General features: G+C 43.1%; 26 protein-coding genes, 1 tRNA gene and 1 pseudogene. 16 read left to right on the forward strand and 12 right to left on the reverse strand.

The features are described 5' to 3' along the window. Nucleotides 1-283: 283 nt before the first annotated feature. The 9 genes from ACTNDQ_RS04935 (at nucleotide 284) to atpC (ending at nucleotide 7,673) form a co-directional block, all read left to right on the forward strand. The gene (locus ACTNDQ_RS04935; protein ID WP_441063973.1) at nucleotides 284-1,264 is read left to right on the forward strand and encodes a biotin--[acetyl-CoA-carboxylase] ligase; all 981 of its coding nucleotides are present in this window, start codon (nucleotides 284-286) and stop codon (nucleotides 1,262-1,264) included. 191 nt (nucleotides 1,265-1,455) lie between these two features. After that, entirely contained in the window at nucleotides 1,456-2,121 is a 666-nt protein-coding gene (locus ACTNDQ_RS04940; RefSeq protein WP_118368483.1) for a F0F1 ATP synthase subunit A, read from the forward strand. A 63-nt stretch (nucleotides 2,122-2,184) separates the two neighbouring features. Further along, nucleotides 2,185-2,403 (forward strand): ATP synthase F0 subunit C, encoded by a 219-nt coding sequence (gene atpE, locus ACTNDQ_RS04945; RefSeq protein ID WP_021652814.1) that lies wholly within the window; start codon nucleotides 2,185-2,187, stop codon nucleotides 2,401-2,403. A gap of 50 nt (nucleotides 2,404-2,453) precedes the next feature. Then, nucleotides 2,454-2,954: a F0F1 ATP synthase subunit B gene (atpF, locus tag ACTNDQ_RS04950; protein WP_022427145.1), complete on the forward strand. Its 501-nt coding sequence runs from the start codon at nucleotides 2,454-2,456 to the stop codon at nucleotides 2,952-2,954. After that, nucleotides 2,935-3,438: an ATP synthase F1 subunit delta gene (gene atpH, locus ACTNDQ_RS04955; protein WP_015525579.1), complete on the forward strand. Its 504-nt coding sequence runs from the start codon at nucleotides 2,935-2,937 to the stop codon at nucleotides 3,436-3,438. Before atpF ends, atpH begins: the two co-directional genes overlap by 20 nt. Nucleotides 3,439-3,445: 7 nt before the next feature. Then, nucleotides 3,446-4,954 (forward strand): F0F1 ATP synthase subunit alpha, encoded by a 1,509-nt coding sequence (gene atpA / locus ACTNDQ_RS04960; RefSeq protein ID WP_021652816.1) that lies wholly within the window; start codon nucleotides 3,446-3,448, stop codon nucleotides 4,952-4,954. Nucleotides 4,955-4,962: 8 nt separating this feature from the next. Continuing rightward, the gene (atpG, locus tag ACTNDQ_RS04965) at nucleotides 4,963-5,853 is read left to right on the forward strand and encodes an ATP synthase F1 subunit gamma (protein WP_015525580.1); all 891 of its coding nucleotides are present in this window, start codon (nucleotides 4,963-4,965) and stop codon (nucleotides 5,851-5,853) included. A 5-nt stretch (nucleotides 5,854-5,858) separates the two neighbouring features. After that, a complete protein-coding gene (atpD, locus tag ACTNDQ_RS04970) occupies nucleotides 5,859-7,256 on the forward strand; it encodes a F0F1 ATP synthase subunit beta (RefSeq protein ID WP_015525581.1) in 1,398 nt (465 codons plus the stop codon). Between the two features lie 9 nt (nucleotides 7,257-7,265). After that, nucleotides 7,266-7,673 (forward strand): ATP synthase F1 subunit epsilon, encoded by a 408-nt coding sequence (gene atpC / locus ACTNDQ_RS04975; protein ID WP_015525582.1) that lies wholly within the window; start codon nucleotides 7,266-7,268, stop codon nucleotides 7,671-7,673. Between the two features lie 60 nt (nucleotides 7,674-7,733). On the opposite strand, the gene ACTNDQ_RS04980 is transcribed toward atpC, so the two are convergent. From ACTNDQ_RS04980 to ACTNDQ_RS04990, 3 genes are read right to left on the reverse strand one after another with little or no spacing between them, the layout of a single operon-like run. After that, the gene (locus ACTNDQ_RS04980; protein WP_110102747.1) at nucleotides 7,734-8,420 is read right to left on the reverse strand and encodes a hypothetical protein; all 687 of its coding nucleotides are present in this window, start codon (nucleotides 8,418-8,420) and stop codon (nucleotides 7,734-7,736) included. A 4-nt stretch (nucleotides 8,421-8,424) separates the two neighbouring features. Then, nucleotides 8,425-8,919, reverse strand: a complete 495-nt coding sequence (locus ACTNDQ_RS04985; RefSeq protein WP_022427141.1) for a hypothetical protein — start codon at nucleotides 8,917-8,919, stop codon at nucleotides 8,425-8,427. Then, nucleotides 8,920-9,453 (reverse strand): RNA polymerase sigma factor, encoded by a 534-nt coding sequence (locus tag ACTNDQ_RS04990; RefSeq protein WP_441063978.1) that lies wholly within the window; start codon nucleotides 9,451-9,453, stop codon nucleotides 8,920-8,922. 141 nt (nucleotides 9,454-9,594) lie between these two features. Between ACTNDQ_RS04990 and ACTNDQ_RS04995 the strand changes: the two genes are divergently transcribed. Further along, a complete protein-coding gene (locus ACTNDQ_RS04995) occupies nucleotides 9,595-10,755 on the forward strand; it encodes an alanyl-tRNA editing protein (RefSeq protein ID WP_129975095.1) in 1,161 nt (386 codons plus the stop codon). 5 nt (nucleotides 10,756-10,760) lie between these two features. Further along, on the forward strand, nucleotides 10,761-11,651 hold the full coding sequence (locus ACTNDQ_RS05000) for an amidohydrolase family protein (protein ID WP_015525587.1): 891 nt from the start codon (nucleotides 10,761-10,763) through the stop codon (nucleotides 11,649-11,651). Here ACTNDQ_RS05000 and ACTNDQ_RS05005 read toward each other — a convergent pair. The 4 genes from ACTNDQ_RS05005 to ACTNDQ_RS05020 form a co-directional block, all read right to left on the reverse strand. Continuing rightward, nucleotides 11,621-12,784, reverse strand: a complete 1,164-nt coding sequence (locus ACTNDQ_RS05005) for a hypothetical protein (RefSeq protein WP_015525588.1) — start codon at nucleotides 12,782-12,784, stop codon at nucleotides 11,621-11,623. The two genes, ACTNDQ_RS05000 and ACTNDQ_RS05005, sit on opposite strands and share 31 nt — an antisense overlap. 26 nt (nucleotides 12,785-12,810) lie before the next feature. Further along, on the reverse strand, nucleotides 12,811-13,011 hold the full coding sequence (locus ACTNDQ_RS05010; RefSeq protein WP_021652824.1) for a hypothetical protein: 201 nt from the start codon (nucleotides 13,009-13,011) through the stop codon (nucleotides 12,811-12,813). Nucleotides 13,012-13,138: 127 nt separating this feature from the next. Next, complete coding sequence (locus tag ACTNDQ_RS05015; RefSeq protein ID WP_022427138.1) at nucleotides 13,139-13,903, reverse strand: GNAT family N-acetyltransferase; 765 nt, start codon at nucleotides 13,901-13,903, stop codon at nucleotides 13,139-13,141. A 4-nt stretch (nucleotides 13,904-13,907) separates the two neighbouring features. After that, the gene (locus tag ACTNDQ_RS05020) at nucleotides 13,908-14,534 is read right to left on the reverse strand and encodes an SGNH/GDSL hydrolase family protein (RefSeq protein ID WP_021652827.1); all 627 of its coding nucleotides are present in this window, start codon (nucleotides 14,532-14,534) and stop codon (nucleotides 13,908-13,910) included. Nucleotides 14,535-14,805: 271 nt separating this feature from the next. Between ACTNDQ_RS05020 and ACTNDQ_RS05025 the strand changes: the two genes are divergently transcribed. The 5 genes and pseudogenes from ACTNDQ_RS05025 to ACTNDQ_RS05045 form a co-directional block, all read left to right on the forward strand. After that, nucleotides 14,806-14,877 (forward strand) — tRNA-Glu (locus ACTNDQ_RS05025). A 79-nt stretch (nucleotides 14,878-14,956) separates the two neighbouring features. Further along, nucleotides 14,957-16,111, forward strand: coding sequence for an N-acetylglucosamine-6-phosphate deacetylase (gene nagA / locus ACTNDQ_RS05030; protein WP_441063982.1), 1,155 nt, complete (start codon nucleotides 14,957-14,959; stop codon nucleotides 16,109-16,111). A 235-nt stretch (nucleotides 16,112-16,346) separates the two neighbouring features. Beyond that, the gene (locus tag ACTNDQ_RS05035) at nucleotides 16,347-16,859 is read left to right on the forward strand and encodes a prepilin peptidase (protein WP_288786948.1); all 513 of its coding nucleotides are present in this window, start codon (nucleotides 16,347-16,349) and stop codon (nucleotides 16,857-16,859) included. Next, a complete protein-coding gene (locus tag ACTNDQ_RS05040; protein WP_021652830.1) occupies nucleotides 16,856-17,869 on the forward strand; it encodes a hypothetical protein in 1,014 nt (337 codons plus the stop codon). The genes ACTNDQ_RS05035 and ACTNDQ_RS05040 overlap by 4 nt, the downstream gene beginning before the upstream one ends. Continuing rightward, nucleotides 17,866-18,726: pseudogene (locus ACTNDQ_RS05045) on the forward strand (CpaF family protein); the annotation flags it as partial. The gene ACTNDQ_RS05040 and the pseudogene ACTNDQ_RS05045, both read left to right, overlap by 4 nt. A gap of 474 nt (nucleotides 18,727-19,200) precedes the next feature. Here the strand turns inward: ACTNDQ_RS05045 and ACTNDQ_RS05050 are convergent. Genes ACTNDQ_RS05050 through ACTNDQ_RS05070 form a run of 5 tightly spaced genes read right to left on the reverse strand, consistent with a single transcriptional unit; the run spans nucleotide 19,201 to nucleotide 24,039 of the window. After that, on the reverse strand, nucleotides 19,201-20,115 hold the full coding sequence (locus ACTNDQ_RS05050; protein ID WP_441063985.1) for a DUF6551 family protein: 915 nt from the start codon (nucleotides 20,113-20,115) through the stop codon (nucleotides 19,201-19,203). A 2-nt stretch (nucleotides 20,116-20,117) separates the two neighbouring features. Next, nucleotides 20,118-21,038 (reverse strand): hypothetical protein, encoded by a 921-nt coding sequence (locus ACTNDQ_RS05055; RefSeq protein WP_441063987.1) that lies wholly within the window; start codon nucleotides 21,036-21,038, stop codon nucleotides 20,118-20,120. Next, nucleotides 21,025-21,441 carry a hypothetical protein gene (locus ACTNDQ_RS05060; RefSeq protein ID WP_441063989.1) on the reverse strand — a complete coding sequence of 139 codons (417 nt, stop codon included), beginning with the start codon at nucleotides 21,439-21,441 and terminating at the stop codon, nucleotides 21,025-21,027. The genes ACTNDQ_RS05055 and ACTNDQ_RS05060 overlap by 14 nt, the downstream gene beginning before the upstream one ends. Further along, nucleotides 21,401-22,189, reverse strand: a complete 789-nt coding sequence (locus tag ACTNDQ_RS05065; protein ID WP_441063991.1) for an integrase — start codon at nucleotides 22,187-22,189, stop codon at nucleotides 21,401-21,403. Before ACTNDQ_RS05065 ends, ACTNDQ_RS05060 begins: the two co-directional genes overlap by 41 nt. After that, the gene (locus ACTNDQ_RS05070; protein ID WP_441063993.1) at nucleotides 22,186-24,039 is read right to left on the reverse strand and encodes a recombinase family protein; all 1,854 of its coding nucleotides are present in this window, start codon (nucleotides 24,037-24,039) and stop codon (nucleotides 22,186-22,188) included. Before ACTNDQ_RS05070 ends, ACTNDQ_RS05065 begins: the two co-directional genes overlap by 4 nt. Between the last annotated feature and the right edge of the window lie 64 nt (nucleotides 24,040-24,103).

A 24,103-nucleotide genomic window follows, 5' to 3' on the forward strand; every position in this document is an offset into this window, starting at 1 on the left:
AGGGACTGCGATGGCATAAATTGCTATTTTGTTAGCTGAAATATTGAATTTTTAAGGTGCGAAGCCCATTTGGGGTATGGGAAGTCTTAGTATATAAAAAAATAAATGAAAACAGACAAAAATGAGAAAAATCATATAATAGCTGCATCTGAAATATAAAAATAATATAGATAGCATATGTAAAAGAGATAATAGACATCGCGATGCTTAAGTGCTATAATGCTTTCGACTCTTAGGAGGGAATAAATTTTGCCATTTCAGGCAGATTACGGACGGTGAAGATATGACTGTAAAAGCAAGAATGCTGAAGCTTCTGGAGCAGCACGAGAATGAACTGATATCCGGAGAGGCGGCAGCAGCAGAACTAAACTGCACACGGGCAGCCATCTGGAAAGCTGTGAAATCCCTTCGTGAAGAGGGATATACCATAGAAGCTGGACCAAACAAAGGCTATGTGCTTCGAGGAGGCAGCCGTTTATCGGAAGAAGGAATACGGCTTTACCTCGATCATACGGATGTCCCTGTAAAAATATACAGAGAACTGGATTCTACAAACCGGGCAGCCAAGGAGGCTGCATTTTCAGGAGAAGCAGGTCATGGTGCACTGATACTGGCGCGCAGACAGAAAAGCGGAAGAGGCCGAAGAGGCCGAAGTTTTTATTCTCCTGAAAATGCAGGACTTTATATGAGTATCGTTCTAAGACCTGACCGAACTCTGAAGGAAGGACTCCTGATCACTACAGCGGCGGCAACTGCAGTGTGCCGTGCAGTGAAGAAAATCTGCGGGATCGACCTTGGGATCAAATGGGTCAATGATCTGTATTTTCATAATAAGAAAGTGTGTGGGATACTGACAGAGGCTGTTACAGACTTTGAAAGCGGGAACATTGAGTTTGCAGTTGTAGGAATTGGTTTGAATCTGTATATGCCGGAAGATGGGTTTCCTGAAGATATACAGGAAACGGCTGGAGCATTATTTGAAAACAGGAATGACGCAGAGCATATAAACTGCAGTATTCTTGTGGCGGAGATCGTCAATCAGCTTCTCATGGAAGTGGAGACTCCGGGACTTTCCAGAGAATATACAGAAAATAATATCATTCCTGGAAACATGATCGTGATCACAGACGGACAGTGTACAAGGGAAGCTTATGCAGAATCCATAGCACCAGATGGAAGGCTTCTTGTGAGAGAACAGGATGGTTCAGAAACCCTGTTTTCTTATGGAGAAGTATCTGTACGCAGGAAGTCGGATCAAGGTTAATTGAAATGAATTGTATATTTTGCATAAAAAACAGATTCTTTTTTGTGCAAAACAGGCAAAAATAATATTGACATTCTGGAAATGCGGAGTAAAATAAAGTCAACTACAAGGCGTGGTCATACCAATTATAAAAAGATACGATCAGCGCCAAGAGAAAAGGAGGGAGAAAAACGGGAGATTTATCAAGTACACTGGCAGAAGAACTAAACAGTAAGACAGCCTTTACCATTCCGGTGTTTGGTGGAATACCAATTGCAGAATGCGTGGTAGTCACATGGGTCATCATGGCGGTTCTTGTGATTCTGTCTCTGATCTTAGTTCGGAATCTCAGTGTGGAAAATCCGGGTAAGAAGCAGCTGCTTCTGGAGACCGGGGTAAGTTTTCTTCAGGATTTCTTCATGGGTATCCTTGGAGAAGAAGGCAAACAGTATGTGCCTTATTTGATGTCAACCGTAATTTACATCGGAATAGCCAATATCGCAGGCGTATTTGGTTTTACACCACCAACGAAGGACATGAATGTTACCATTGCGCTGGCGCTGATGAGCATTATTCTGATCGAGTATGCAGGCTTTCATAAAAGGGGACTGAAGGGTTTCCTGAAAAGCTTTGCGGAGCCGGTTCCGATCATGCTTCCGATCAACATTCTGGAAATAGCGATCAGACCTACATCTCTCTGCATGCGGTTGTTCGGTAATGTTCTGGGAAGCTTCGTAGTTATGAAGCTGCTGGAGTTTGTTTGTCCGGCCATTCTTCCCATACCATTCAGCCTGTATTTTGATTTCTTCGACGGATTCATACAGGCGTATGTATTTGTATTCTTAACATCCTTGTTCATTAAGGAAGCAATTGAGTAGTGAAGCGGAAGATCCGCTTGATCTAAAAATGAAAAAAATTGTATTTTACAGGAGGAAAAAACTATGTTAATCGCAATTGGTGCAGCTATCGCAGTTCTTACAGGTATTGGAGCAGGTATTGGTATCGGTCTTGCAACATCTAAAGCAGTAGAAGCTATCGCAAGACAGCCAGAGGCAGAGAGCAAGATCAGTAAAGCACTTCTTCTTGGATGTGCTCTTGCAGAGGCAACAGCTATTTACGGTTTCGTAATCGGTCTTCTGATCATCATCATGCTTGGCTAATAGGTAAAGACGAGATACTAATTCAGGATTAAGAGAGGCAGGTGGACCAGGTGATTAAAATTGATATCAACCTTGTCTTTACTATTATAAACCTGATCGTTCTTTATCTTTTAATGAAGAAGTTCCTTTTCGGCCCGATCATTGGTGTTATGGAGAAGAGAAAAGCCATGATCGATGAGCAGTTTGCTTCAGCAGAGAAGACAACCACTGAAGCAAACCAGCTGAAAGGACAGTATGAGGATGCACTGAAATCTGCGAAGGAGGAATCCTTCAGTATTGTAGAGCAGGCTAAGGACGAGGCAAAAGTACAGGCAGACAGCATCGTGAAGAGAGCTAATGATCAGGCTGGTCAGATTCTTGAGAAAGCAAGAAGAGATATCAGCACTGAGCAGGAAGCTGCTATGAAAGCGATGGAAGGCAAAGTGGCTGAGCTGGCAATGGATGCAGCATCCAGAATCATGGGAAAAAAGAACGACGAAGCACAGGATATGTCCCTATATGACCAGTTTTTAGAAGGAGCAGGTGATCCTCATGACAGAGACGTCCATTAATTATGCAAAAGCATTATACGGTCTTTCTGTCCCGGGGGAGGCAATCTGCGAAACAGGAAGGATTTTTAAGAATACACCTGAGATAGGTAAGATGCTTGAAAATCCACTTGTTTCCCTCAAAGAAAAAGAACAGGTAATAGAGCGGGTTTTTCCGCAGGAAATGAAGAGTTTTCTTAAAGTAACGTGTAAGTATCAGAAGATTGACAGAATCGGAGAGATCCTTGAAGCTTATGATGCTTACAGCCGGGAACAGAAAGGAATTCTCAAGGCAGAGCTTCTTTATGTAACACGTCCTGCCGAAGAGCAGGAAAATAAGATGAAGGAGTTTCTCCGTAGCCAGTTTTCTGCCAGAGAAGTGGAACTTACCCTTACAGAGGATAAAAGCCTTGTAGGTGGATTTGTTCTCAGGGCAGGAGATCGTGAGTACGACTGGAGCCTCATCGGACGTTATAAGAAACTGAAACAGAAATTAACCCGGAGGTGAAATTGAATTGGGTGCAATAAATCCAGATGAAATCATTTCGATTCTCAAGGAAGAAATAAAGAACTATGACGAAATCAGCAAGGACCAGGAAGTAGGCACTGTCATCTCCGTGGGAGATGGTATCGCAACTGTTTATGGCATCGATCATGCCATGTACGGTGAGGTCGTGACCTTCGAGAATGGTCTGAAAGGTATGGTACAGGATGTCCGTGCCAACAGCATGGGATGTATTCTTTTCGGAAAGGATACAGGAATCAAGGAAGGCACCAAGGTTGCCAGAACTGGCAAGCAGGCAGGTATTCCGGTAGGGGATAAATTTATCGGAAGAATCGTGAACGCACTTGGTGAGCCTATTGATGGAAAGGGAGAGATCCAGGCAGAGGAATACCGCCCGATCGAGAACCCGGCTCCTGGAATCATCGACCGTAAGTCTGTAACTGTACCTCTGGAAACAGGAATCCTTTCCATTGATTCCATGTTCCCGATCGGCCGTGGACAGCGAGAGCTGATCATCGGCGACAGACAGACAGGTAAAACATCCATCGCAACCGATACGATCATCAACCAGAAAGGTAAGGATGTGATCTGTATCTATGTTGCCATCGGACAGAAAGCTTCTACCGTTGCAAAGGTAGTTTCCAATCTTGAAAAATACGGTGCAATGGAGTATACAACCGTATTCTCCGCAACAGCCAGCGACTGTGCACCGCTTCAGTATATTGCTCCTTATGCTGGTACTGCTCTTGCAGAGTATTTCATGTATCAGGGTAAAGACGTACTGATCGTATATGATGATCTTTCCAAGCATGCAGTGGCATATCGTGCATTGTCACTTCTGCTTGAGCGTTCTCCGGGACGTGAGGCATATCCTGGTGACGTATTCTATCTTCATTCCAGACTTCTGGAGCGTTCCAGCCGTCTGAGTGAGGAGGCTGGCGGCGGATCCATTACGGCACTTCCGATCATCGAGACACAGGCCGGTGATGTATCTGCATACATTCCTACAAACGTAATTTCCATCACAGATGGTCAGATCTTCCTGGAAAGTGATCTGTTCTTCTCAGGTATGCGTCCGGCAGTCAATGTTGGTCTTTCCGTATCCCGTGTTGGTGGTGCTGCACAGACCAAGGCTATGAAGAAAGCTTCCGGTAGTGTACGTATCGACCTGGCACAGTACAGAGAGATGGAAGTGTTCACCCAGTTCAGTTCAGATCTGGATGAGGCTACAACTGCACAGCTGAAATACGGAAGCTGTCTGATGGAGCTTCTGAAACAGCCGCTCTGCAGCCCGTTAAGTCTTCATCAGCAGGTAATTACTCTCTGCGTTGCGACTCACAAGCTGATGGTAGATGTAGAAAAGAAAGAGATCAAGAAATATCAGAAGGATCTTCTGGAGTACTTTGATAATGTATATCCTGAGATCGGCAAAGAGATCGAGACTACAAAGCAGCTCTCTGATGAGCTTGTAGAGAAAATCGTAAAGGCGGCAGAAGAATTCAGAGATAAGAGCAGGTAGGTGTTGATATGGCAAATGCAAAAGAAATACAGACTCGTATGAAAAGCATTCAGGACACCATGAAGATCACCAATGCGATGTACATGATTTCTTCTTCCAAGATGCAGAAGGCCAAGAAGATCCTGCAGGACACGGAACCATATTTCTATAATATGCAGGCTGCCATTGCCAGGATCCTCCGTCATATGCCGGACATCCAGCATCCTTTCTTCAGTGAGCGTCATCTTGTTCCGAAGGATGAAAGAAAGGTAGGTACCATTGTCATTACAGGTGATAAAGGTATGGCTGGTGCATACAATCATAATGTACAGAAAATGACAGAAGATTTCATGGAAGAGGTACCGGGACATCACAAGCTGTATGTCCTTGGTATGGTAGGGCGTCAGTATTTCGGCAAGAGAGATGTGGATATGGACGGCAGTTTTCATTATACCGTGCAGAAGCCGACTATGCACAGAGCACGCCTTATCACGGAAGAGATCGTACGGGCATTTCTTGAAAGAGAGCTGGATGAAATTCACATTGTCTATACACAGATGCTGAATGCGATGGCAATGGAAAATGTGAATATGCAGCTTTTACCGCTGAAAAAGGCTGATTTTAAGGTGGGTCAGATCCCGGCAGATATTTATCAGGAGGAGATCGTGTTATCTCCGTCTGCAGATGTGCTTCTGGATACTATGATCCCCAACTACCTTACAGGTGTGATCTATGGATGTCTTGTAGAGGCATATGCCAGTGAGAACAGTGCGAGAATGACAGCAATGCAGTCCTCTACAGATAGTGCGAAGGCGATGCTGAAGGATCTTTCCATTCAGTATAATCGTGCACGTCAGGCTGCGATCACCCAGGAGATCACTGAGGTTATCAGCGGTGCTAAAGCACAAAAAAGGAAGTGATGACTATGAATAAAGGTAAGATCGTACAGGTTATGGGACCTGTTGTAGACGTTGTTTTTGAAGACGGACAGCTTCCGGATATCAAGGATGCCCTTGAAGTCGAGAACAACGGTAAGAGATGCGTTATGGAGGTGTCCCAGCACCTTGGAAATAATATCGTGCGCTGCATCATGCTGGGAGCCAGCGAGGGCCTGCAGCGAGACAGAGAAGTAACAGCTACCGGAAGCGGTATCAAGGTTCCGGTTGGAGATAAAACACTTGGTCGTCTGTTCAACGTTCTTGGAGATACCGTAGATGGCGGTGATTCCCTGGACGGTGAGGAGCATTGGGTCATCCATCGTGATCCGCCTTCATTTGAAGAGCAGAAACCGGCAGTTGAGATCCTGGAAACAGGTATCAAGGTTATCGATCTTCTTGCTCCATATGCAAAAGGTGGTAAGATCGGTCTGTTCGGTGGTGCCGGTGTTGGTAAGACAGTCCTTATCCAGGAGCTGATCCAGAATATCGCTACCGAGCATGGTGGATATTCTATTTTCACCGGTGTCGGTGAGCGTTCCCGTGAGGGTAATGACCTTTGGACAGAGATGAAGGAATCCGGCGTTCTTGAAAAGACAGCCTTAGTGTTCGGACAGATGAACGAGCCGCCTGGAGCACGTATGCGTGTTGCTGAGACAGGACTTACCATGGCAGAGTATTTCCGTGATCAGGAGCACAGAGATGTACTTCTTTTCATTGATAATATCTTCCGTTTTGTACAGGCAGGATCTGAGGTTTCCGCTCTGCTTGGACGTATGCCGTCCGCAGTAGGATATCAGCCTACACTGGCAACTGAGATGGGTGAGCTTCAGGAGAGGATCGCATCTACCAAGGAAGGTTCTGTTACATCTGTACAGGCAGTATATGTACCGGCCGATGACTTAACTGACCCGGCTCCGGCAACAACATTTGCCCATCTGGATGCAACAACCGTTCTTTCCCGTAAGATCGTTGAGCAGGGTATTTATCCGGCCGTAGATCCGCTCGAGTCTACTTCCCGTATCCTGGAGGCAGATATTGTTGGTGAGGAACATTACGAGGTTGCACGTAGAGTACAGGAGATCCTTCAGAAATATAAAGAACTTCAGGACATCATTGCTATTCTTGGTATGGAGGAGCTCTCAGAGGAAGATAAGCAGACAGTATTCCGTGCAAGAAAGATCCAGAAGTTCCTTTCCCAGCCGTTCCATGTAGCTGAGAACTTCACCGGTATCAAAGGTAAATATGTACCTCTGAAAGAGACGATCCGCGGATTTAAGGCGATCATTGACGGCGAGATGGATGATTATCCGGAGAACGCATTCTTTAATGTTGGAACCATTGATGATGTAATTGCAAAAGCAAAAGCCGAGGAGAACCGGCAGTAAGGAGCAGCTATGAGTGAGACATTTGGCCTGGAAATATATGCCAGCAATAAACTGGCTTATGCAGGACGTGCTCAGAAGCTTATTATCCCGGCAGTGGATGGTGAGCAGGGATTTCTTGCCCATCATGCGAATGTTGTAGCTGCCATCATTCCCGGTGAGATGCGTTTTGAGGATGCTGACGGTAATGAGTATGTGTTTGCTGTGAGCAGCGGATTTGTTGAGATGATCAATAACCGTGCCAAGCTGTTCTGCCTCAGCGTAGAGAGTCCGGACGAGATTGATATCCGCCGTGCTCAGGAAGCAAAGGAACGTGCAGAAGAGCAGCTTCGTCAGAAACAGAGCATCCAGGAGTATCATATGAACCAGATGGCACTTGCGAGAGCGATGACACGTCTTAAAGTAACACATAAGCAGTAAATTTAAATCATATAAAAAGATCCATTGTCAGGAAACTGGCAGTGGATCTTTTTTTCTCTGTTATTTTGTGGATGAAGCAGGATCAGATTCGGTATTTTCCGGATCAGTAATGGAAGAAGCTTCAGAAGCTGTATCTTTGTCTGAGTTATCAGAAGTATGAACAGGCTTTTCTGTCAGCTGCTGATATGGACGATAGGGTTCCCAGTAATGTTCATCTTTTGTTTCGGTTTCCTGTTTCAGTTTCTTTTTCTGCTGAGTAAGAAGATAAATACCTGCAGCAATGATACCTGCAGCAATGACGATCTGCGGAAGGCTGTTGCAGATATTGTATACATAGTCGGCCATATTATTCGGTACAATGAAGTACAGAAGACTTGTGAAACGACTCCACAGGATACAGATACCAAACAGGATCAGAACCCATGCAGCTGCACTCTGATGCTTTTGTAAGAATTTTCCCATATCACCGGAAAACTGATCCATGTGAAGAATGTAATTATCCTCTACAGAGTAGAATTCTTCTTCTGACAGGGATTTCAGATTATGGACATTAAAAAAACTATAGAACCATATTACCGGGAGAAACATGGCCAGCCATCCAAGACCGGTTATGGATGCCAGTGCGATTGATCCCCAGAACAGCAGCATAATGCTAAGTCCCTGTTTTTTAAATCCCATGTACATTTCCCCGGCACCGGGGATCAGGGAAAAGATAAATACCCAGAAACCATGTTTTTGTTTTTTCATAAATTTACTTGCCTCCGTTTATAATTTTATTCGTAAGATCGTTCAGATTATTACTGATCTTCTGAGAATGTTCACTGAGCTGGGAACCTACCTGCATGGAAAGCTGGTTTAGGCCGGAACCAATGTCAAGGGATGAAGAAATCTTAACTTTTGTTTCCGGTGAAGGATGAAGAGCCGTAAAATCTGTCTGAGATACAGAAAAAAGCATGATCAGCGCAACACCCATGCCTACGGCAGTCCGTAAGCCTGCACAGAGAAGCTTCATCCAATAAGCAGTTTCATGTATTTTTCTGGAAGCCTGAACTTCCGGAGAAGCTGCTTTTTTCAGAATTTCATCCTGCAGATAGGATGGAGCATACTCAGAAGCGGCATCCTCATTCTGAAGAAGTTCATCCAGACAGAAGTCACATTGCTCCATATGCTCCAGAAAATGGATCATTTCATCCGTATTCATGGTTCCGTCCTGGAATTTCTGTAATTCATCCTGTGGTATGTGCATCTAATCACTCCTTTCCAGCAGTGCTTTCAGCATAGATCTGGACCGGTAGATCTGCGTCTGGACTGTTTTGATATTTTTATTCTGCGCTTTTGCAATTTCTGCGGCGGTTTTTTCTTCGCAGAAATGCTCAAGGGCAACCTCCCTGTAGGGGCTTTTCAGCGCTGAACATAAATGCCGGATCCGATCCTTGAAATCTTTGTCCAGAAATGCCTCCTCCGGGGAAAACTCTTTATCATGGAGCTGTTCAAAATAGGTGTCCTCTGTGGGAATGGTACGTCTGCCGGCTGCTTTCAGATGATCCAGACATTTTCTGACTGCGATCTTGCTGATCCAGGCTTTTTCGTAGGTGCCATCAAAACGGGAGAGATTTTTGTAGGCGGAAAGAAAAACATCCTGTGTCAGATCCTCGGCGTCAAAGGGATTGCCCACCGATTTCAGACAAATGGAAAATATTAAGTTTTGGTATGTATGTATCAGATATTCCAGATATTCTTCCCGTGTAATGCAATCAGCTCCCTTCTCTTCCCGCTTCATTTATTATAACGCGGAACCTGAAGGAAAGCCTTCAGCTTTTATAGAAAAATATGTAAATCATTGGATAAATGCCGTTTTTATATAGCGGGGAGAGAAAATTTGGTCTATACTATAAGTCGTCAAAGCAGAGATGCAGAAAGGATGAGACAAATGACAGAGACGAAACGTTTATATTATGAAGATGTATATAAAAAAGAATTTACAGCCAAAGTCCTGGAGTGCAGAGAAGCAAAAAAAGGTTTTCATATCATTCTGGATGAGAGCGCTTTTTACCCGGAGGGCGGCGGACAGCCAAGCGATACCGGATATCTCAACGATGTGAAAGTAAAGGAAGTGCATGAAAAGGAGGGAGAACTTCTTCATTATACAGATCAGCCGATGGAAGCCGGAACAGAAGTACAGGGACGCATCGATTGGGCAAGAAGATTTGATCTGATGCAGCAGCATTCCGGTGAGCATATGGTGAGCGGACTGATTCACGAGGCTTACGGATACGATAATGTAGGCTTTCATATGGGAAGCGATACCATTACCATAGATCTGAATGGCCCGTTGGATGAGGCGCAGCTTGCTGAGATCGAGCGGAAAACAAACCAAAAGATATGGGAAGATACGCAGATAAAGATCATATATCCTACAGCGGAGGAACTGGAAAAGATCGACTACCGAAGCAAAAAAGAGCTCACCGGTCAGGTGCGGATCGTAGAATTTCCAGGGGTGGATATCTGTGCATGCTGCGGAACTCATGTGACACACACCGGAGAGATCGGAATGGTGAAACTTCTTTCCGTGGAAAAATTTCGTGAAGGTGTCCGTATTGAGATGATCTGCGGAAAACGTGTGCTGGATTATCTGAACATGGTCAATGACCAGAACCACCAGATTTCTGTAAAGCTTTCCGCAAAAATGGATAAGACTGCGCAGGCAGTGGAACGCCTTCAGGAAGAGAATTTCCGACTGAAAGGACAGGTTGGGCAGCTGGTAGACGACATGTGCCGGAAAGAGGCAGAGCGTTATGCAGGAAGCGGAAGCGTTCTCATCTTTATGGATGGAATGGATGCAGACAGTGTGCGGAAGCTTGCAGACGCCGTGACACAGACCTGCCAGGGCTGCTGTGCGGTTTTTTCCGGAAATGCAGACGGAAGCTACAAGTATGCAATAGGTGAAAAAGATGGCGATCTCCGTCAGTTTACAAAAGAGATGAATGCGAAATTAAACGGACGCGGAGGCGGAAAGCCGTTCTTTGTACAGGGGTCGGTGCAGGCATCTGAGAAAGAGATCCGAAACTTTTTTGAACAGTGATGAAAATGTTTGGGGAATGTCATGCACATATATTTCTCAATGGCTATGATTACCGGAAAGCCGTTGAGACACAGAAAAACGGGCCCCGGGATGCACTGATCCGTGCTCATTTTGAGGAATACCGGAAAAGAGGAATCCGTTTTGTGAGAGACGGAGGAGATCATTACGGTGTGTCAAAACGGGCTGCCAGACTGGCCCCGGAATATGAAATTGACTATCGCACACCGGTTTTTGCCATTTATAAAGAGGGTCATTACGGGAAGATCGTTGGAAAAAGCTTTTCAGACATGAAGGAATATCACAGAAGAGTTCTGGAAGCTGCCGCTGAAGGTGCGGATTTTATCAAGATCATGACTACAGGGCTTCTGGATTTTGCAGATCACGGGAAAATTACGGGAACGCCGCTTTCAGCAACGGATGTGAAAGAAATGGTACATATTGCTCATGAAGAGGGATTTGCCGTGATGAGCCATACAAATGGATGCTATGGCGTACAGGCAGCAGTGGAGGCTGGTGTTGACAGTATTGAGCATGGGAACTATATGGATGATGAGACGATTTCCATGCTGGCAGACAGCGAAAGCGTGTGGGTTCCGACACTTGTAACTGTGCGGAATCTTAAAGGCTGCGGCAGATTTGAAGATACGATCCTTGCATCTATTATAAAGACAGGCGAGCAGAATCTGAAGAAAGCTTTTGAAAAGAAGGTTCATGTGGCAGTAGGAAGCGATGCCGGTGCATATCAGGTTCTTCACGGCCAGGGTGTACAGGATGAAAGCAGAGCTTTTTTTGATATACTGGGTGATACGCAGGCAGTACGAAGCTGGATGGAAGATGGAGAAAAAAGGATCCGTACCATCTTCCGTCACGGGTCTTCGAATTTAATACAGGTATAAATATTGGAGGTGCGTGATTTCGCTGGGTTGAAAGTAACCCGGAGATCGGCACCTTCTTCCATTCCGCTTGAGGAAAGGTCCGGAACGTTTTCACGGCTGCAGAGGATCTTTACGCCATCGTATGTCTGGAGCAGCACGGTATTGGCGGTTGTGCCCAGGATCGTGCCGGTTACAGTAGAAGTAATGTTGCGTACTGAAAGTATGTCTGGATCCTCCCCGGTGATTCCACGGATCTTCATGCCGCTGGTGGATTCACCATTAAATTTACCGGTATAGATAATGTTTACATAAGATCCCGGAGCCATTCCTCCTTTGAAATATACAGGAACCGAGGAAAGCGAAACAGTCAGTTCCGATCCTGTGGTCTGCGGAATGACAGTCATTGTGCCGGTGCTGACATTTACGATCTTTGCACGGAGATGCTGTTCTTTTTTCTTCGGTTCAGGGGAAGGCGTAGGAGTTGCTGCAGGTACTTTCAGTGGATCCGTATCGGAGACACTGATCACTTTTGTGAAACTGCCGTCATACTGTTTGTCATCCACGAGTGTTTCGTTGATGAATTTACCGCGAAAATGGACATAGACCCACTTGCCGGCCTTGATGCCTTTTTTGTAGTATTGTCTGACACCGGTGACAGGGAAGGTTACGGTATTTCCCTTTTCTGTAACTATCACAAGGGCATTGGAGGTGAGTGATTTCACTTTGCCCTTTAAAGTGCGGTCCTCCAGAGGAGTTTCATTATGATATTTGTCGGTTATTTTGATGGGAGAAATGGTGCTGATATCCGTTCCGGAAAGCTGTCCCTGGTAGATCACACTGACCTGATCACTGGATACAACGCCGTATTTGCATTCAAGCCTTGTCTGGGAAACATCAAATACATAGGTTTCTCCATTGCTGGAAATCGTCAGGTGTGTACCGTCAAAATCCAGCAGTGTGCCGGTAAGCTCATCTATATAAACACGTTCTTCCGTGGAAGGCTCCTGATCTTCCTGTTCTGTGGAATCTGAAGCAGTAACGTCTGAAATTTTATCCTGAAGAGAAATAATATGATCATCGATCTGATCATTGCTGCAGCCTCCCGCAAAAAGGGAAAGGCCGAGAATCATACATGCAGCAGACAGTTTTTTCATTTGTGTCCTCCGACCCGGGATAACGGTCAGTCCTGTTTATCTGTAAGATCATGGGTTTCCGACGCCGGTATAAAGTCAAAGATCTGGCGGAAAGAATCCCATTGCTCACGGCTGTCGATTCCATGGTTGATCAGACCCGTGCATTCAGTACAGGCATTGGTATCCAGATAATTATCGTAATAAATATGATAGGGATTTTGGGTGTTTTTTTCCTGCGGATCGTTCATCGGATCAGTCTCCTTATTGATTGATAAGGATCAGTATATGAAGGCAGGAAAGATTTTATACATATTAAGGGTATTATAGCAAAAAGATTTTTTGATTTCTACAGGGATTTACGGAAAATCCATGCATTTACTGAAAACGTGTTCCTACAGGCTGAACACGGAACCAGTAGGTATAGGAATACTGAAATCCAAGAGAGCTGTAAAGCTTTTCTGCGGAAGTATTGTTTTTTACCACCTGAAGATAAGCGTGGCTGGCGCCTCTTTTTTTGCCCTCATTGAGAAGACCGGTACAGATCTGACGGGCATATCCTCTGCGGCGATAATCTTCACGCACATGAATGGCATAGATACCGATGTAGTCGCGATCCAGGATTCCAAGACCTGTGGCAATGATCTCGCCGTTTTTTGTTATGGAAGCGCAGACAGTTTCCTTAAGAATGGCACGGTACATGGAAGGAACGACACTTCGATGGATCGGATTTGTAGTTCTTTTCAAGTCAAAAAGGCTGTGGATCCAGAAATCCGGAATTTCATTGGAAAAAAGCACATCGGTGACAGGCGCATCCAGAACGGCATTGTCCAGGTCTACAGTCATAACATTTGTTATGTGCTGAACGGAATAGCCCCTGTTTTCCAGCATATAGTCAAAATCCGGGGATACAAGGGGGCTGATCTTAAAGATCGCAGGAGTTCCCAGACGCTTATAGACCTGTTCGCAGTAGGGGATTTTTTCGCGCCATGGAAGTGTGGAGGTTCCGAACTGTTCCACACTGTTGGTCCTGTGCGTATAGAAATAAGAAAAACGTAAGATCCATCCGTCATAAAGTTCCATTTTATGGGAAGGCCATGCGTTCAGTGACATATCTTCGATTTTTTTGATCGTTGTTTCCATAGTATTACCTTTCTGATATGATCAATTTATAAAGTTTATCTGCCAGGATCTGATGCCCCTGTGGTGTGAGATGGATACCGTCAGAAGTTATTGATGCAGGCCCGGACCGTGCAGCTTCCTGATCCAGATCGTTCTGCAGCGGGAGAAAAACGGCGCCATGATCCTGACTGATCTTTTTAATATGCACGGACATCTGTGAAAGAAGGGGAGCCCAGGAAGCGTAGCAGCGTGGCCATGGAAAAACAAAGGGTTCCAGGAAATAGAGCTTTCGTTTCCGGGAGTTTGTGCAGGATAGCTTTTTTGCAAGGAGCTCATAACGGGTGACAAATTTGTTCATCAGATCCTGCTGTTGTGCAGATGAACGGCGGGTGTTCATCATGATCCCCACATCATTGATCCCGATCAGGACGGTAACAATATCCGGATCAGAGCTTTCCAGCCAGAAATCTGTGTTCTGAAGAAGCCGTTCCAGGGTGAAACCATCAATACCTCTGTTTTCAATGGAAAATCGGTGATCTGTGTTATGAAGCAGACAGGAGAGCTGCTTCACATATCCTTTTCCAAGAGGATCTGCGGAGAAAAGCCGTCCGCAATCTGTGATACTGTCTCCGAGACACAAAATGCGAGTCATCCAATTCCTTCTTTCTGTTATACCGGGCGGCTCATTATCCGCAGTCGATTATTTTCGTATTGGTGCTTTGATAGTAGCACTTACACCAGCAGTGGTCAAGCGTACGAAATACCGGAAAATGGGTAAAAAACGAATAAACGTGAAAAACATGAAAATTTTTTAAAAAAATTAAAAAAAGTACTTGCATTTTGAAAGAAAGTGTTATATACTAACGAAGTCGGTTGAGGGAAACAACAAAAAACGAAATCAAACGACAGAAACAAAAGAATATGGCCAGTTGGTCAAGGGGCTAAGACGCCGCCCTCTCACGGCGGAAACACGGGTTCGATTCCCGTACTGGCTATTAACTGAAAGCAATCAGAACATGTTTCTGGTTGCTTTTTTGTTTATGATCACAAATGGGGATTTTGGGAGGTTTTACTATGATCATTGATAATGTGTATGTTTTTACACCGGACAAAGCATTTGTAAAAGGCGGGATTATCCTGGATGGGGATAAAATCCGACAGGTTTATGAAGAAAAGGATGCGCCACAGCTTAACGGGGATGTTCTGGACGGAAAAGGCTGCTACGCCATTCCGGGACTGATCGATCTGCATTTTCATGGGTGCAAGGGAGATGATTTCTGCGACGGAGACAAGGCTGCGATCGGAAGGATCGCGGAATATGAGGCATCGGTAGGAGTTACAGCGATTGCACCGGCTACTATGACTTTACCGGTAGAGGAACTGGAGCAGATCCTCCATACAGCAGCAGAATATAAAAAAGAAACAAAGGACTGCCGTAAGGCGGATTTTCTGGGGATCAATATGGAAGGGCCTTTTATCAGCCCGGCGAAAAAAGGTGCACAGGACGAGAGAAATATCCTGCCATGTAATGTGGAAATCTGTGACCGTTTTTTAAAGGCCTCGGAAGGTCTGGTAAAATTTATAGGGATTGCACCTGAAGAAAGTGAGCATGCAGGAGAATTTATCCGGGAAGTTCATGAAAGGGTCAATGTTTCTCTGGCACATACCAATGCAGATTACGATACAGCAATGGAAGCATGCAGAGCAGGGGCAAACCATGCAGTCCATCTGTATAACGCAATGCCTGCGTTTACGCATCGTGCACCAGGCGTCGTAGGTGCTGTTTTTGATAATAAGGATGTTATGGCAGAGATCATCTGTGACGGGATCCATATCCATCCGTCTGTTGTTCGAGCTACCTTTCAGATGATGGGAGCTGACAGGATGATCCTGATCAGCGACAGTATGAGAGCTACCGGTATGCCGGACGGCCAGTATACACTGGGCGGACTGGATGTTAAGGTTGTGGGAAGACTTGCCACGCTGGTATCTGACGGTGCGATCGCAGGATCTGCCACAAATCTGATGGACTGTATGCGTACAGTTGTTAAAAAGATGGAGCTTCCGCTGGAAACAGCCGTGGCCTGCGCGACTATAAATCCGGCCAGAAGCCTTGGTGTGGAAGAACAGTACGGATCTCTGGAAGCAGGTAAAAAAGCTCATGTGGTACTGCTGGATCAGGATCTGGAACTGAAAGCAGTGATTAAGGACGGAGTAAAGATCCGATAAGCTCATAGAAGATAAAGCGATAAAAAATAAAAAGATAAAAAGAATTTCAGGAGCAGATGACAGCAAAATTCGTGTCAGAATTTGTCGAACGAAAATGCTGGACAAAATGCTCCTGAAATTCTATAATTAATTTCACCAGAGATCTTCTGGTATCGATCACCGCCAGGTCAGGCGGGAAATCCCATTTTTATCATAACTGAATAAACATATATTTTAAGAAGGAAAGGGGGCGTGTATGTTTCTTTATGGAGAATTATCCGTGGTGATATCTGCGATGGCGGTCTGGATGGATCTTAAAGATGCATCTGTAGACAATGGATGGATCCTTTTTTCTTTTATGATCGGTTTCCTGATCCAGATCACAGAAAACGGGCCGAAAGGTGGAGTGATCTTTCTGGCAGGAGTGGCCGTGCCGGTGCTTCTTTTGGGAATCCTTTTTATATTCCATATGATCGGCGCCGGAGATATCAAGCTTCTGTGCGCACTTGGCGGGATCATGGGGCCGCGGACAGTTATGGAATGTATTGTTTATTCTTTGCTTGCAGGTGCAGGCATTTCTCTGGCAATTCTTATTTCTACAGGCGGTATCCGCCGACGATTCCTTTATTTATATCAGTATATGAATGAGTTTTACTGTACCGGTGAGATACGTCCTTATTACAGAAAGGGGATGAGCTTTCCGGAGAACTTTCATTTTACGGTACCCATATTTTTGAGTACGGTGCTTTATGCAGGAGGTGTGTATTGAAGAAAAACATATTTGCGGTCTGTGATCTGGAGGTGGATTATGCTTTCAATTTTATGGATTATCTGAACCAGAAAAAGAATCTTCCGTTTGAGATCCAGGCATTTACCACGGCGGAAAGTCTCATTGCCTACGGAAAAGAAAATCATATTGAGTTGCTGCTGATTTCCGATAAAGCAATGCGAAAAGAAGTCCGTGACCTTGGTATCGGAAAGATCATCATTCTTTCAGAGGGTGTGCATCCTCCGGAACTGGATCAGTATTCAAGTGTGTATAAATATCAATCTTCCTCAGATGTGATAAGGGAGGTGATGGCCTGCTATGGAGAAGAGAAGTCTCTTGATCCGGTAACTTTTCCTGTGTTGAAAAAGACAATGGAGATCATCGGTGTTTTTTCTCCTCTTGGCAGGTGTCTGAAGACATCCTTTGCACTTGCGCTGGGACAGATACTGGCGAAAGAACGTGCCGTTCTTTATCTGAATCTGGAATCCTATTCTGGTTTTGAGGAACTTCTTGGGAAAAAATTTCCGGCTAATCTGAGTGATCTGTTTTATTATGTTCGCCAGGGAAATGAAAACCTGATCCATAGAATGAACGGAATGATCCAGACAGTAAACAATCTGGATTTTATACCGCCTGTAAGAACACCTTCAGATATCCGGACCGTGGACTGGGAAGACTGGGAGCGGCTGTTGCAGGAGATCGTACTTCACAGTTCCTATGAAGTGCTGATCCTGGATATGGGAGAAAATGGAGATGAGGATTTCCGGCTTCTGGAAATGTGCAGAAAAATCTATATGCCGGTTTTGAATGACACACTTTCTGTCTGTAAGGTGACACAATTCGAAAATCTTCTGCGTATCTGGAATAAAGAAAAGATCCTGGAAAAAACAGAAAAGGTGCATCTGCCCTTTCATATGGATAGGATCTCTTCTGACGCTTACGTAGAACAGCTGGTCTGGAGTGAACTGGGAGATTATATCCGTGAACTTTTGAGAAAGGAGCGGTCATGAACAGAGAAAAATTCCGGGAAATGTATGATCTGCTCATGGAACAGCTGGATGTTTCCAGAGAGCTGTCCGATGATGAGATCCTGGGGGTGATCGATGAACTGATATTAACTCAGGCAAGGGAACTGTTTCTTTCACTGAAGGAGAAAGTAGAGCTCAGACAGGAACTGTTCTGTTCTGTGCGCAAGCTGGATGTTCTGCAGGAACTGATCGATGATGAAAGTGTTACGGAGATCATGGTAAATGGTCCGGATCATATTTTTGTGGAACGTGGAGGAAAACTGACCAGATGGAATAAGGTCTTCACGTCAGAAGAGAAGCTGGAGGATGTGATCCAGCAGATCGTAGGGCGCTGTAACCGGGTTGTCAACGAGTCCATGCCCATTGTAGATGCAAGGCTGGAAAACGGAGCACGTGTGAATGCAGTGGTTTATCCGGTTGCTCTGAATGGTCCGATCCTGACGATCCGTCGTTTTCCGGATGATCCTATCACAATGGAAAAACTGATCGCTTTTGGAAGCATCACCGAAGAATGTGCACAGTTTTTAAAAAAACTTGTTCAGGCAAGATATTCTATTGTGATCGGTGGAGGTACAGGCAGTGGAAAAACAACATTCCTTGGAGCTGTTACAGAATATATTCCAAAAGATGAGCGCCTGATCACCATTGAAGATAATGCGGAGCTTAAGATCCGGGGAATTGATAACCTGGTATGTCTGGAGGCAAAAATGGCCAATATGGCGGGCGCGGTGTCAGTAACGATCCGAGATCTGATCCGGTCAGCCCTTCGAATGAGGCCGGACAGGATAATTGTAGGGGAAGTACGTGGAGGAGAGGCAGTGGATATGCTGCAGAGCCTTATATGTACTATATAATAATTATATATATAACGTGTATAGGGATGGAAAATATAGATTAGAGGGAGGGCATAGGAACGTTATGAACATTAAGTATAGGCTATTGTATAAAAGGTTAATAGAGGAAGGGAAGAGGGTAGGTGTCATTCAATATTATAATGTACTGTTCATAATGGAGTTATTGTCAGATAAAGATATATGGTCTTTAGAACAGTGGGTGAATGGTATGAATAACTTGTGTATGAAGGATATACATAATTGGTGTAGATTACATTTTATTAAATATCACACTGTATTTGTTTACATGAAAGAGTATCCGGTAAAAGCAAATATTTGGAATGGGTATTCATATATAAGGTGGAGGATGGAGCGGAGGATGAATTTGGGCTAAGATAAAAGGTGCTTGCATGAAAGGGAGCCTTAAAGTAGGGCATCCTTTTTGAAAGTATGGATAGAACGAAGGATGAAGGCTCTGCGCTATTCGTTTGGCAGAGCCGGAGTATTGTCTTGATCCGTAGAAAATAAATCTAATTGACCTTCTGGAGTGGAACTTTGATCGGATTCATTTTCAGTTGATTGTTCCCTTTTTTTTGGTGTTTTATGAGTGTATAATTTCTCAAAAGGAAGTGGATACTTGGATTTCTTATTGTATTCTAGTAAAAGAGCTTCTGCGAATCCTAATGAACCGGCACGACGTTCTCTGGCAGTACGACTGATTTCCCTGACAGAGACACGTCCTACTTTTTCTTTAAAGGTGTCATCTTTCATTGTTTCTCCATAAGCATTATCCAGACGAGCAATAGCATTAAGCATATTGGAACTAAAGGACATAGGCGCACCTTCCCATGTGGCAACGCAAAGGCGTAAAACACGATCAAGAGTGTGAAAGCCATATTTTTCGTAGATATTAATTAAAGTGGATACAGCACATATACCTCCGGGGCGAGAGGAAGAGGTAATAGTGAGATCATACGATTCAACAAGGTCACGAATAATAAGTTCTCTATCATTACCAGCTTCAATATTAGCCATGAATATTTCATAAGGTAATAACGATTTGACATATTTCATCTGATTTGCAAAAATATCTGCTTCTTGGGTGTAAACAAGATCATCATAAACCATACACCAGACAGGAGTTTCTCTTGATCCAGAGACGAGAGCGACAATCTCTATAGTGTGTTGTCCGTTGAATACATAATTTATTCCATCACGTCTACTTACTTTTACAGGGTTTATCTGATAAAGGTCAAAATTAGCTGCAGCACGCTGAACGTGTTTGATGGACAGATTACGTTGGTAATCTTGATTTGAACATAAATTTTTAATTGGTATTTGCTCAAAATGCACTTGGGGAACAAACTTTTGTAAATCTTCGGTATTTCCATCCATGATTATATTTCCTCCAATTTTTTTAAAATATTATTTGTGGTTGATATTAGGCACATAAGCTGATATTTAAGCTTATTTTTTGCTGTATCAGATGCAATTTTAAAATCTGAAACTTTTAATACTCTTTCGATAGAACTGTACCACGAGGGAATCGTCAGCGTAAGACTTGCAATTTCCGCATCTGGATCGAATTGTGGCAGGTTGCGTATAGAAGGAATAGAAACGGAAGATTTTTTCTCTAACATTGGTTTGGCGTAATTATTCCACAGTAATTCCCTTTTCATATCATGATAACTTAGATGTTCTATCTTTTCGGCAAGAAGGTAGTTGTTTAGACTTAAAAGCTGTTCTTTTGATAATCCTGAAAGCTCAATAATATTAGCTTGGGAAATCCAGAGCTGACCAGAACGGACTCGTTTGACAAGATCCGGAACTTTTTCATCAATTATATCTAGTGCACGACTGTAAGCAGAATATTTGTGAACGGTAGCCATTGCTACATTACATTCTTCGGATACTTTTTTTGCTGCGATGCTTGCACCGGAAATATGAGATTTATTCGTAGATGAAAGTTGTCTTGAAGTTAATATTTTTTCAGCATCATATTTTTTTCCAATCAGGTATTTTTTATTGGTATTGGTTAAATCCTCTCGTTTAAGTTGGTCAGTACATATCCATGAAATTACATCTTCTTTACTGGAAAAATGGAGTCTTTTTATGCGGAAAGGAATACTGTGTTTACGAAATAATTCATATGCTTCTATGCCATTAATGACAATACCATTCCATGTACAGATGGGGGTGTGATAGGAATGACATAATATCTGTTGTTCAAGCTGTTTATAATCTTTTCCACTGAGATATTGATACAAATTGGTGAATTCTGGTTTTGTTTTTAATGTATATATACTATAATTGCGCATACTCATCTCCCATTATTTCTGATTTAAATTCTGCTTGTGGCAGTTTAGTGATGATGTTATCCATGGAAAATAGAGCTATTTTCTTCTCTGGGTAAATATTGCCTTCTAAACGAAAAATATTAAATTTCTCCCAAGAAAGGTTAAGCTGGGAAAGTGAATATAGTAATTCTCGGCTGTACAATTCATAGCTGTTACCATTGATAACAAAATAATCTTTAACTTTATGTGCCAATTTATCCTCTGCACAACTAGCCTTTATACCTATCATTTTTTGATCAGGATTAACAAGAAGTTGAATATATTCTGGGTTACCAATTTGTCGGAGTGTATTGCGGTGGATTCGTATACGATTCTTTTTAAAGTCAATACATATTAGTGGATGGGAAGAGTGTTTGTTGTTCATAGGATTTTTCCTCACTTTCTGCTGTTGATGGTGCTTTTGTTTTTTCTGTGGATTTATCAGTTGCTTTTTTCTTTTCTTGTATGTCAAATACTGCGTAGCCTTCAAATATATTGACTTGCATTGATTTTTGATGTTCTTCCACTGGGATACCGAACTGATTCTTCCATTCTTCAGGATAAGAAGGTGTCCTGGCAGTGGTTACAGTTCCATTGTCTTTTAGTGTACGAGGAAATATTTCAGGTGAAGTTAAATCGAAAATGAACAGTATTTCATTGCCAGAACGAATTAGCTTGCCGAGAATCTTGTAACGATAATTAGGATTCCAGTCCATGAGAGATATCACTTTAGCAAAGAAAATCCGACAAGTGATTTGTTTTGGCGAACGTTTTTTTCCAGAGGAACACCAACGAAAAGAGTCTTTTTCTTCTTCTCGACAGGGACGGACAGCCAGCTTTTTCTCAATGGGATTGACTAATATCTGCACATATTCGACATCGGGTAGTTTTTTTATGCAGGCTGTATTTACAGATACCTTGTAGTTGTTAAACGTAAACGAAGGTTCGTAAATATGAGCGAAGAATTCGCCACGAACAACTTGATAGCCATCATAACTGAAAGAATCATCGTCAATGACTTCCATTTGATTTGTGGGACTGGATGCGACTGTTATTGGCATAGGTGGGTTGATTTTCATCATATCAGAAGGTTCTGTAGTCATATTCCATTGATTTATAGGTTGATCGCTCATTGGGTGTCTCCTTTAATTTCTGTAATGATATTTTTTATATTTTGTATAATGGTTTCTTTGGGAGTGGTTTGTAGCTCAGGCTCTTTATAAGGTTTACTTTCCGAAGTAGTCTGCCAGTTTTTGTCCGCTGTAAATTCTATTAGTTCTGGTGCTTGAGACTGAGTATAATAATTATTACCGAAGCCATTCATCCAGTCGGCAGGATAAGCTAACACACTTTTAGAATCAGATATTGTATCAGGTGTGCTGTTATCGGAACAGGATACGTCGTTGGTACTTGTCGGTATTCGTATTTCTGTATCGTTCATATTGAAAATAAGGACATTTTCATTGTCTTTCTGGTGGGCAACTCCTATTATTCTATATTTGCATTTTTTGTCCCATTTAAATATCTCGTATAATGTTGGCAAAAATGCAGCACCGGAAATTGGTTTTGGAATAGGTTGACCATCTTTGAGACGTGACCACTGCACTTTATTTTTGGTTTCAGAGGAACATGGTCGGATAGCAAGTAGTTTTGAACTTGGGTGTATCAGCAGTTCAACAAATTTGGTGTTTGGAAATTTCCGTATAGCATCTTTGTTAAAAGAGATCTGTTTATATGAAAAAGAAACAGAAATCCGACCAACAGAGGAGAAAAATTGTCCTCTGGCAACCTCATAGTCTCTTAAATCGAAGGAACCGGCGGAAGCAGTAATTATATCAGGTGTATTCATATTTGCTGGTTTATGGACGCTTTGAGATGCATCAAAGTAGTCTCTGGCTTTAAAGCCAGACCATCTTGGATTGATACTTATAAATCCACTTAGAGAGCCTTCTTGTATCACATGTAATTCTGGTAAAATCTCCTTATTCCCATATTTCGCATTTGTAATTAATTTTTGAACAGCTATGAAATCATCTCTGGAGATAATAGCTTCGTGATGTCCGATTTTTCTGTATTGATTACGGTCTTGATTGTTTTTCCTTGATTTATGGTCAAGATAACTCGGAGTCCATGTTTTTCTCGCCAGAACATCACCACAATGGCGTTCATTTTGAAGGATTTGTAGTATGGTACTGGATGACCAGACATCATTATTCTTTTTTGTTTTACAACCGAGTTCTGTCAGGGAATCAGCAATTTGTTGCGCACTGCTTCCACTCAGATACATATAAAAAATAAGCTGCACAATTTTAGCTTCATGTGGATTGATTACAAGATCTCCATTTTCGTCTTGGTCATATCCGAGCAGAGGAGGTGTAAGGAATATTCCCCGACGAAAACGCATTTCAATGGAAGAATTCATAATTTCACTTTTGGTATGACTTTCTTCCTGCGCAAGTGTTGACATGAATGACAGGATCATTTCGCTTTTGGGATCAAGCGTATTTAGATGCTCTGTTTCAAAAAACACACCGACGGGTGGACGGAGTGAAGAAAGCTCTCGTACATATCGGATACAGTCAACAACATTTCTTGCAAATCGAGATACACTTTTTGTTATGATTAAATCAATTTTTCCGGCTTCACAATCTTTGATCATTTTTTTGAATGCATCCCTGTGTTGAAGAGAAGTGCCGGAAATGCCTTCATCGGCATATATTTCTACAAGAATCCAATTTGGATTTTTATTTACTACATCCTGATAATGATTTTTCTGTAATTCATATGAGGATGTTTGGCGTGGATCATCCGTAGATACCCTTGCATATACAGCCACTCGTAGTTTTTTCTCTGTTTTAAAAATATCCTCTGGTGGAAGTGCTGGAATTACTTCCAGTTCTTCTGGATCAATACCTTTATATCTTTGCCGGATTCGGGCTTTTTGTTCATCAATATTACTGCTTCGTTCTTCACTTTCTTTCATCAGTAGCGACATCCTTTATAGTTGATATAACTATCATAGAATTTTTGGATTGAAAAAGACATAA

It is taken from the genome of Blautia massiliensis (ex Liu et al. 2021), from assembly GCF_052064225.1.
Lineage (GTDB): Bacteria > Bacillota > Clostridia > Lachnospirales > Lachnospiraceae > Blautia_A > Blautia_A fusiformis.

Coding starts and splice junctions, on each gene's coding strand:
- ACTNDQ_RS04935 (WP_441063973.1), top strand. CDS start 284: ATGACTGTAAAAGCAAGAATGCTGAAGCTTCTGGAGCAGCACGAGAAT.
- atpE (WP_021652814.1), top strand. CDS start 2,185: ATGTTAATCGCAATTGGTGCAGCTATCGCAGTTCTTACAGGTATTGGA.
- atpH (WP_015525579.1), top strand. CDS start 2,935: ATGACAGAGACGTCCATTAATTATGCAAAAGCATTATACGGTCTTTCT.
- atpG (WP_015525580.1), top strand. CDS start 4,963: ATGGCAAATGCAAAAGAAATACAGACTCGTATGAAAAGCATTCAGGAC.
- atpD (WP_015525581.1), top strand. CDS start 5,859: ATGAATAAAGGTAAGATCGTACAGGTTATGGGACCTGTTGTAGACGTT.
- atpC (WP_015525582.1), top strand. CDS start 7,266: ATGAGTGAGACATTTGGCCTGGAAATATATGCCAGCAATAAACTGGCT.
- ACTNDQ_RS04980 (WP_110102747.1), bottom strand. CDS start 8,420: ATGAAAAAACAAAAACATGGTTTCTGGGTATTTATCTTTTCCCTGATC.
- ACTNDQ_RS04985 (WP_022427141.1), bottom strand. CDS start 8,919: ATGCACATACCACAGGATGAATTACAGAAATTCCAGGACGGAACCATG.
- ACTNDQ_RS04990 (WP_441063978.1), bottom strand. CDS start 9,453: ATGAAGCGGGAAGAGAAGGGAGCTGATTGCATTACACGGGAAGAATAT.
- ACTNDQ_RS04995 (WP_129975095.1), top strand. CDS start 9,595: ATGAGACAAATGACAGAGACGAAACGTTTATATTATGAAGATGTATAT.
- ACTNDQ_RS05000 (WP_015525587.1), top strand. CDS start 10,761: ATGTTTGGGGAATGTCATGCACATATATTTCTCAATGGCTATGATTAC.
- ACTNDQ_RS05005 (WP_015525588.1), bottom strand. CDS start 12,784: ATGAAAAAACTGTCTGCTGCATGTATGATTCTCGGCCTTTCCCTTTTT.
- ACTNDQ_RS05010 (WP_021652824.1), bottom strand. CDS start 13,011: ATGAACGATCCGCAGGAAAAAAACACCCAAAATCCCTATCATATTTAT.
- ACTNDQ_RS05015 (WP_022427138.1), bottom strand. CDS start 13,903: ATGGAAACAACGATCAAAAAAATCGAAGATATGTCACTGAACGCATGG.
- ACTNDQ_RS05020 (WP_021652827.1), bottom strand. CDS start 14,534: ATGACTCGCATTTTGTGTCTCGGAGACAGTATCACAGATTGCGGACGG.
- nagA (WP_441063982.1), top strand. CDS start 14,957: ATGATCATTGATAATGTGTATGTTTTTACACCGGACAAAGCATTTGTA.
- ACTNDQ_RS05035 (WP_288786948.1), top strand. CDS start 16,347: ATGTTTCTTTATGGAGAATTATCCGTGGTGATATCTGCGATGGCGGTC.
- ACTNDQ_RS05050 (WP_441063985.1), bottom strand. CDS start 20,115: ATGGATGGAAATACCGAAGATTTACAAAAGTTTGTTCCCCAAGTGCAT.
- ACTNDQ_RS05055 (WP_441063987.1), bottom strand. CDS start 21,038: ATGCGCAATTATAGTATATATACATTAAAAACAAAACCAGAATTCACC.
- ACTNDQ_RS05060 (WP_441063989.1), bottom strand. CDS start 21,441: ATGAACAACAAACACTCTTCCCATCCACTAATATGTATTGACTTTAAA.
- ACTNDQ_RS05065 (WP_441063991.1), bottom strand. CDS start 22,189: ATGAGCGATCAACCTATAAATCAATGGAATATGACTACAGAACCTTCT.
- ACTNDQ_RS05070 (WP_441063993.1), bottom strand. CDS start 24,039: ATGAAAGAAAGTGAAGAACGAAGCAGTAATATTGATGAACAAAAAGCC.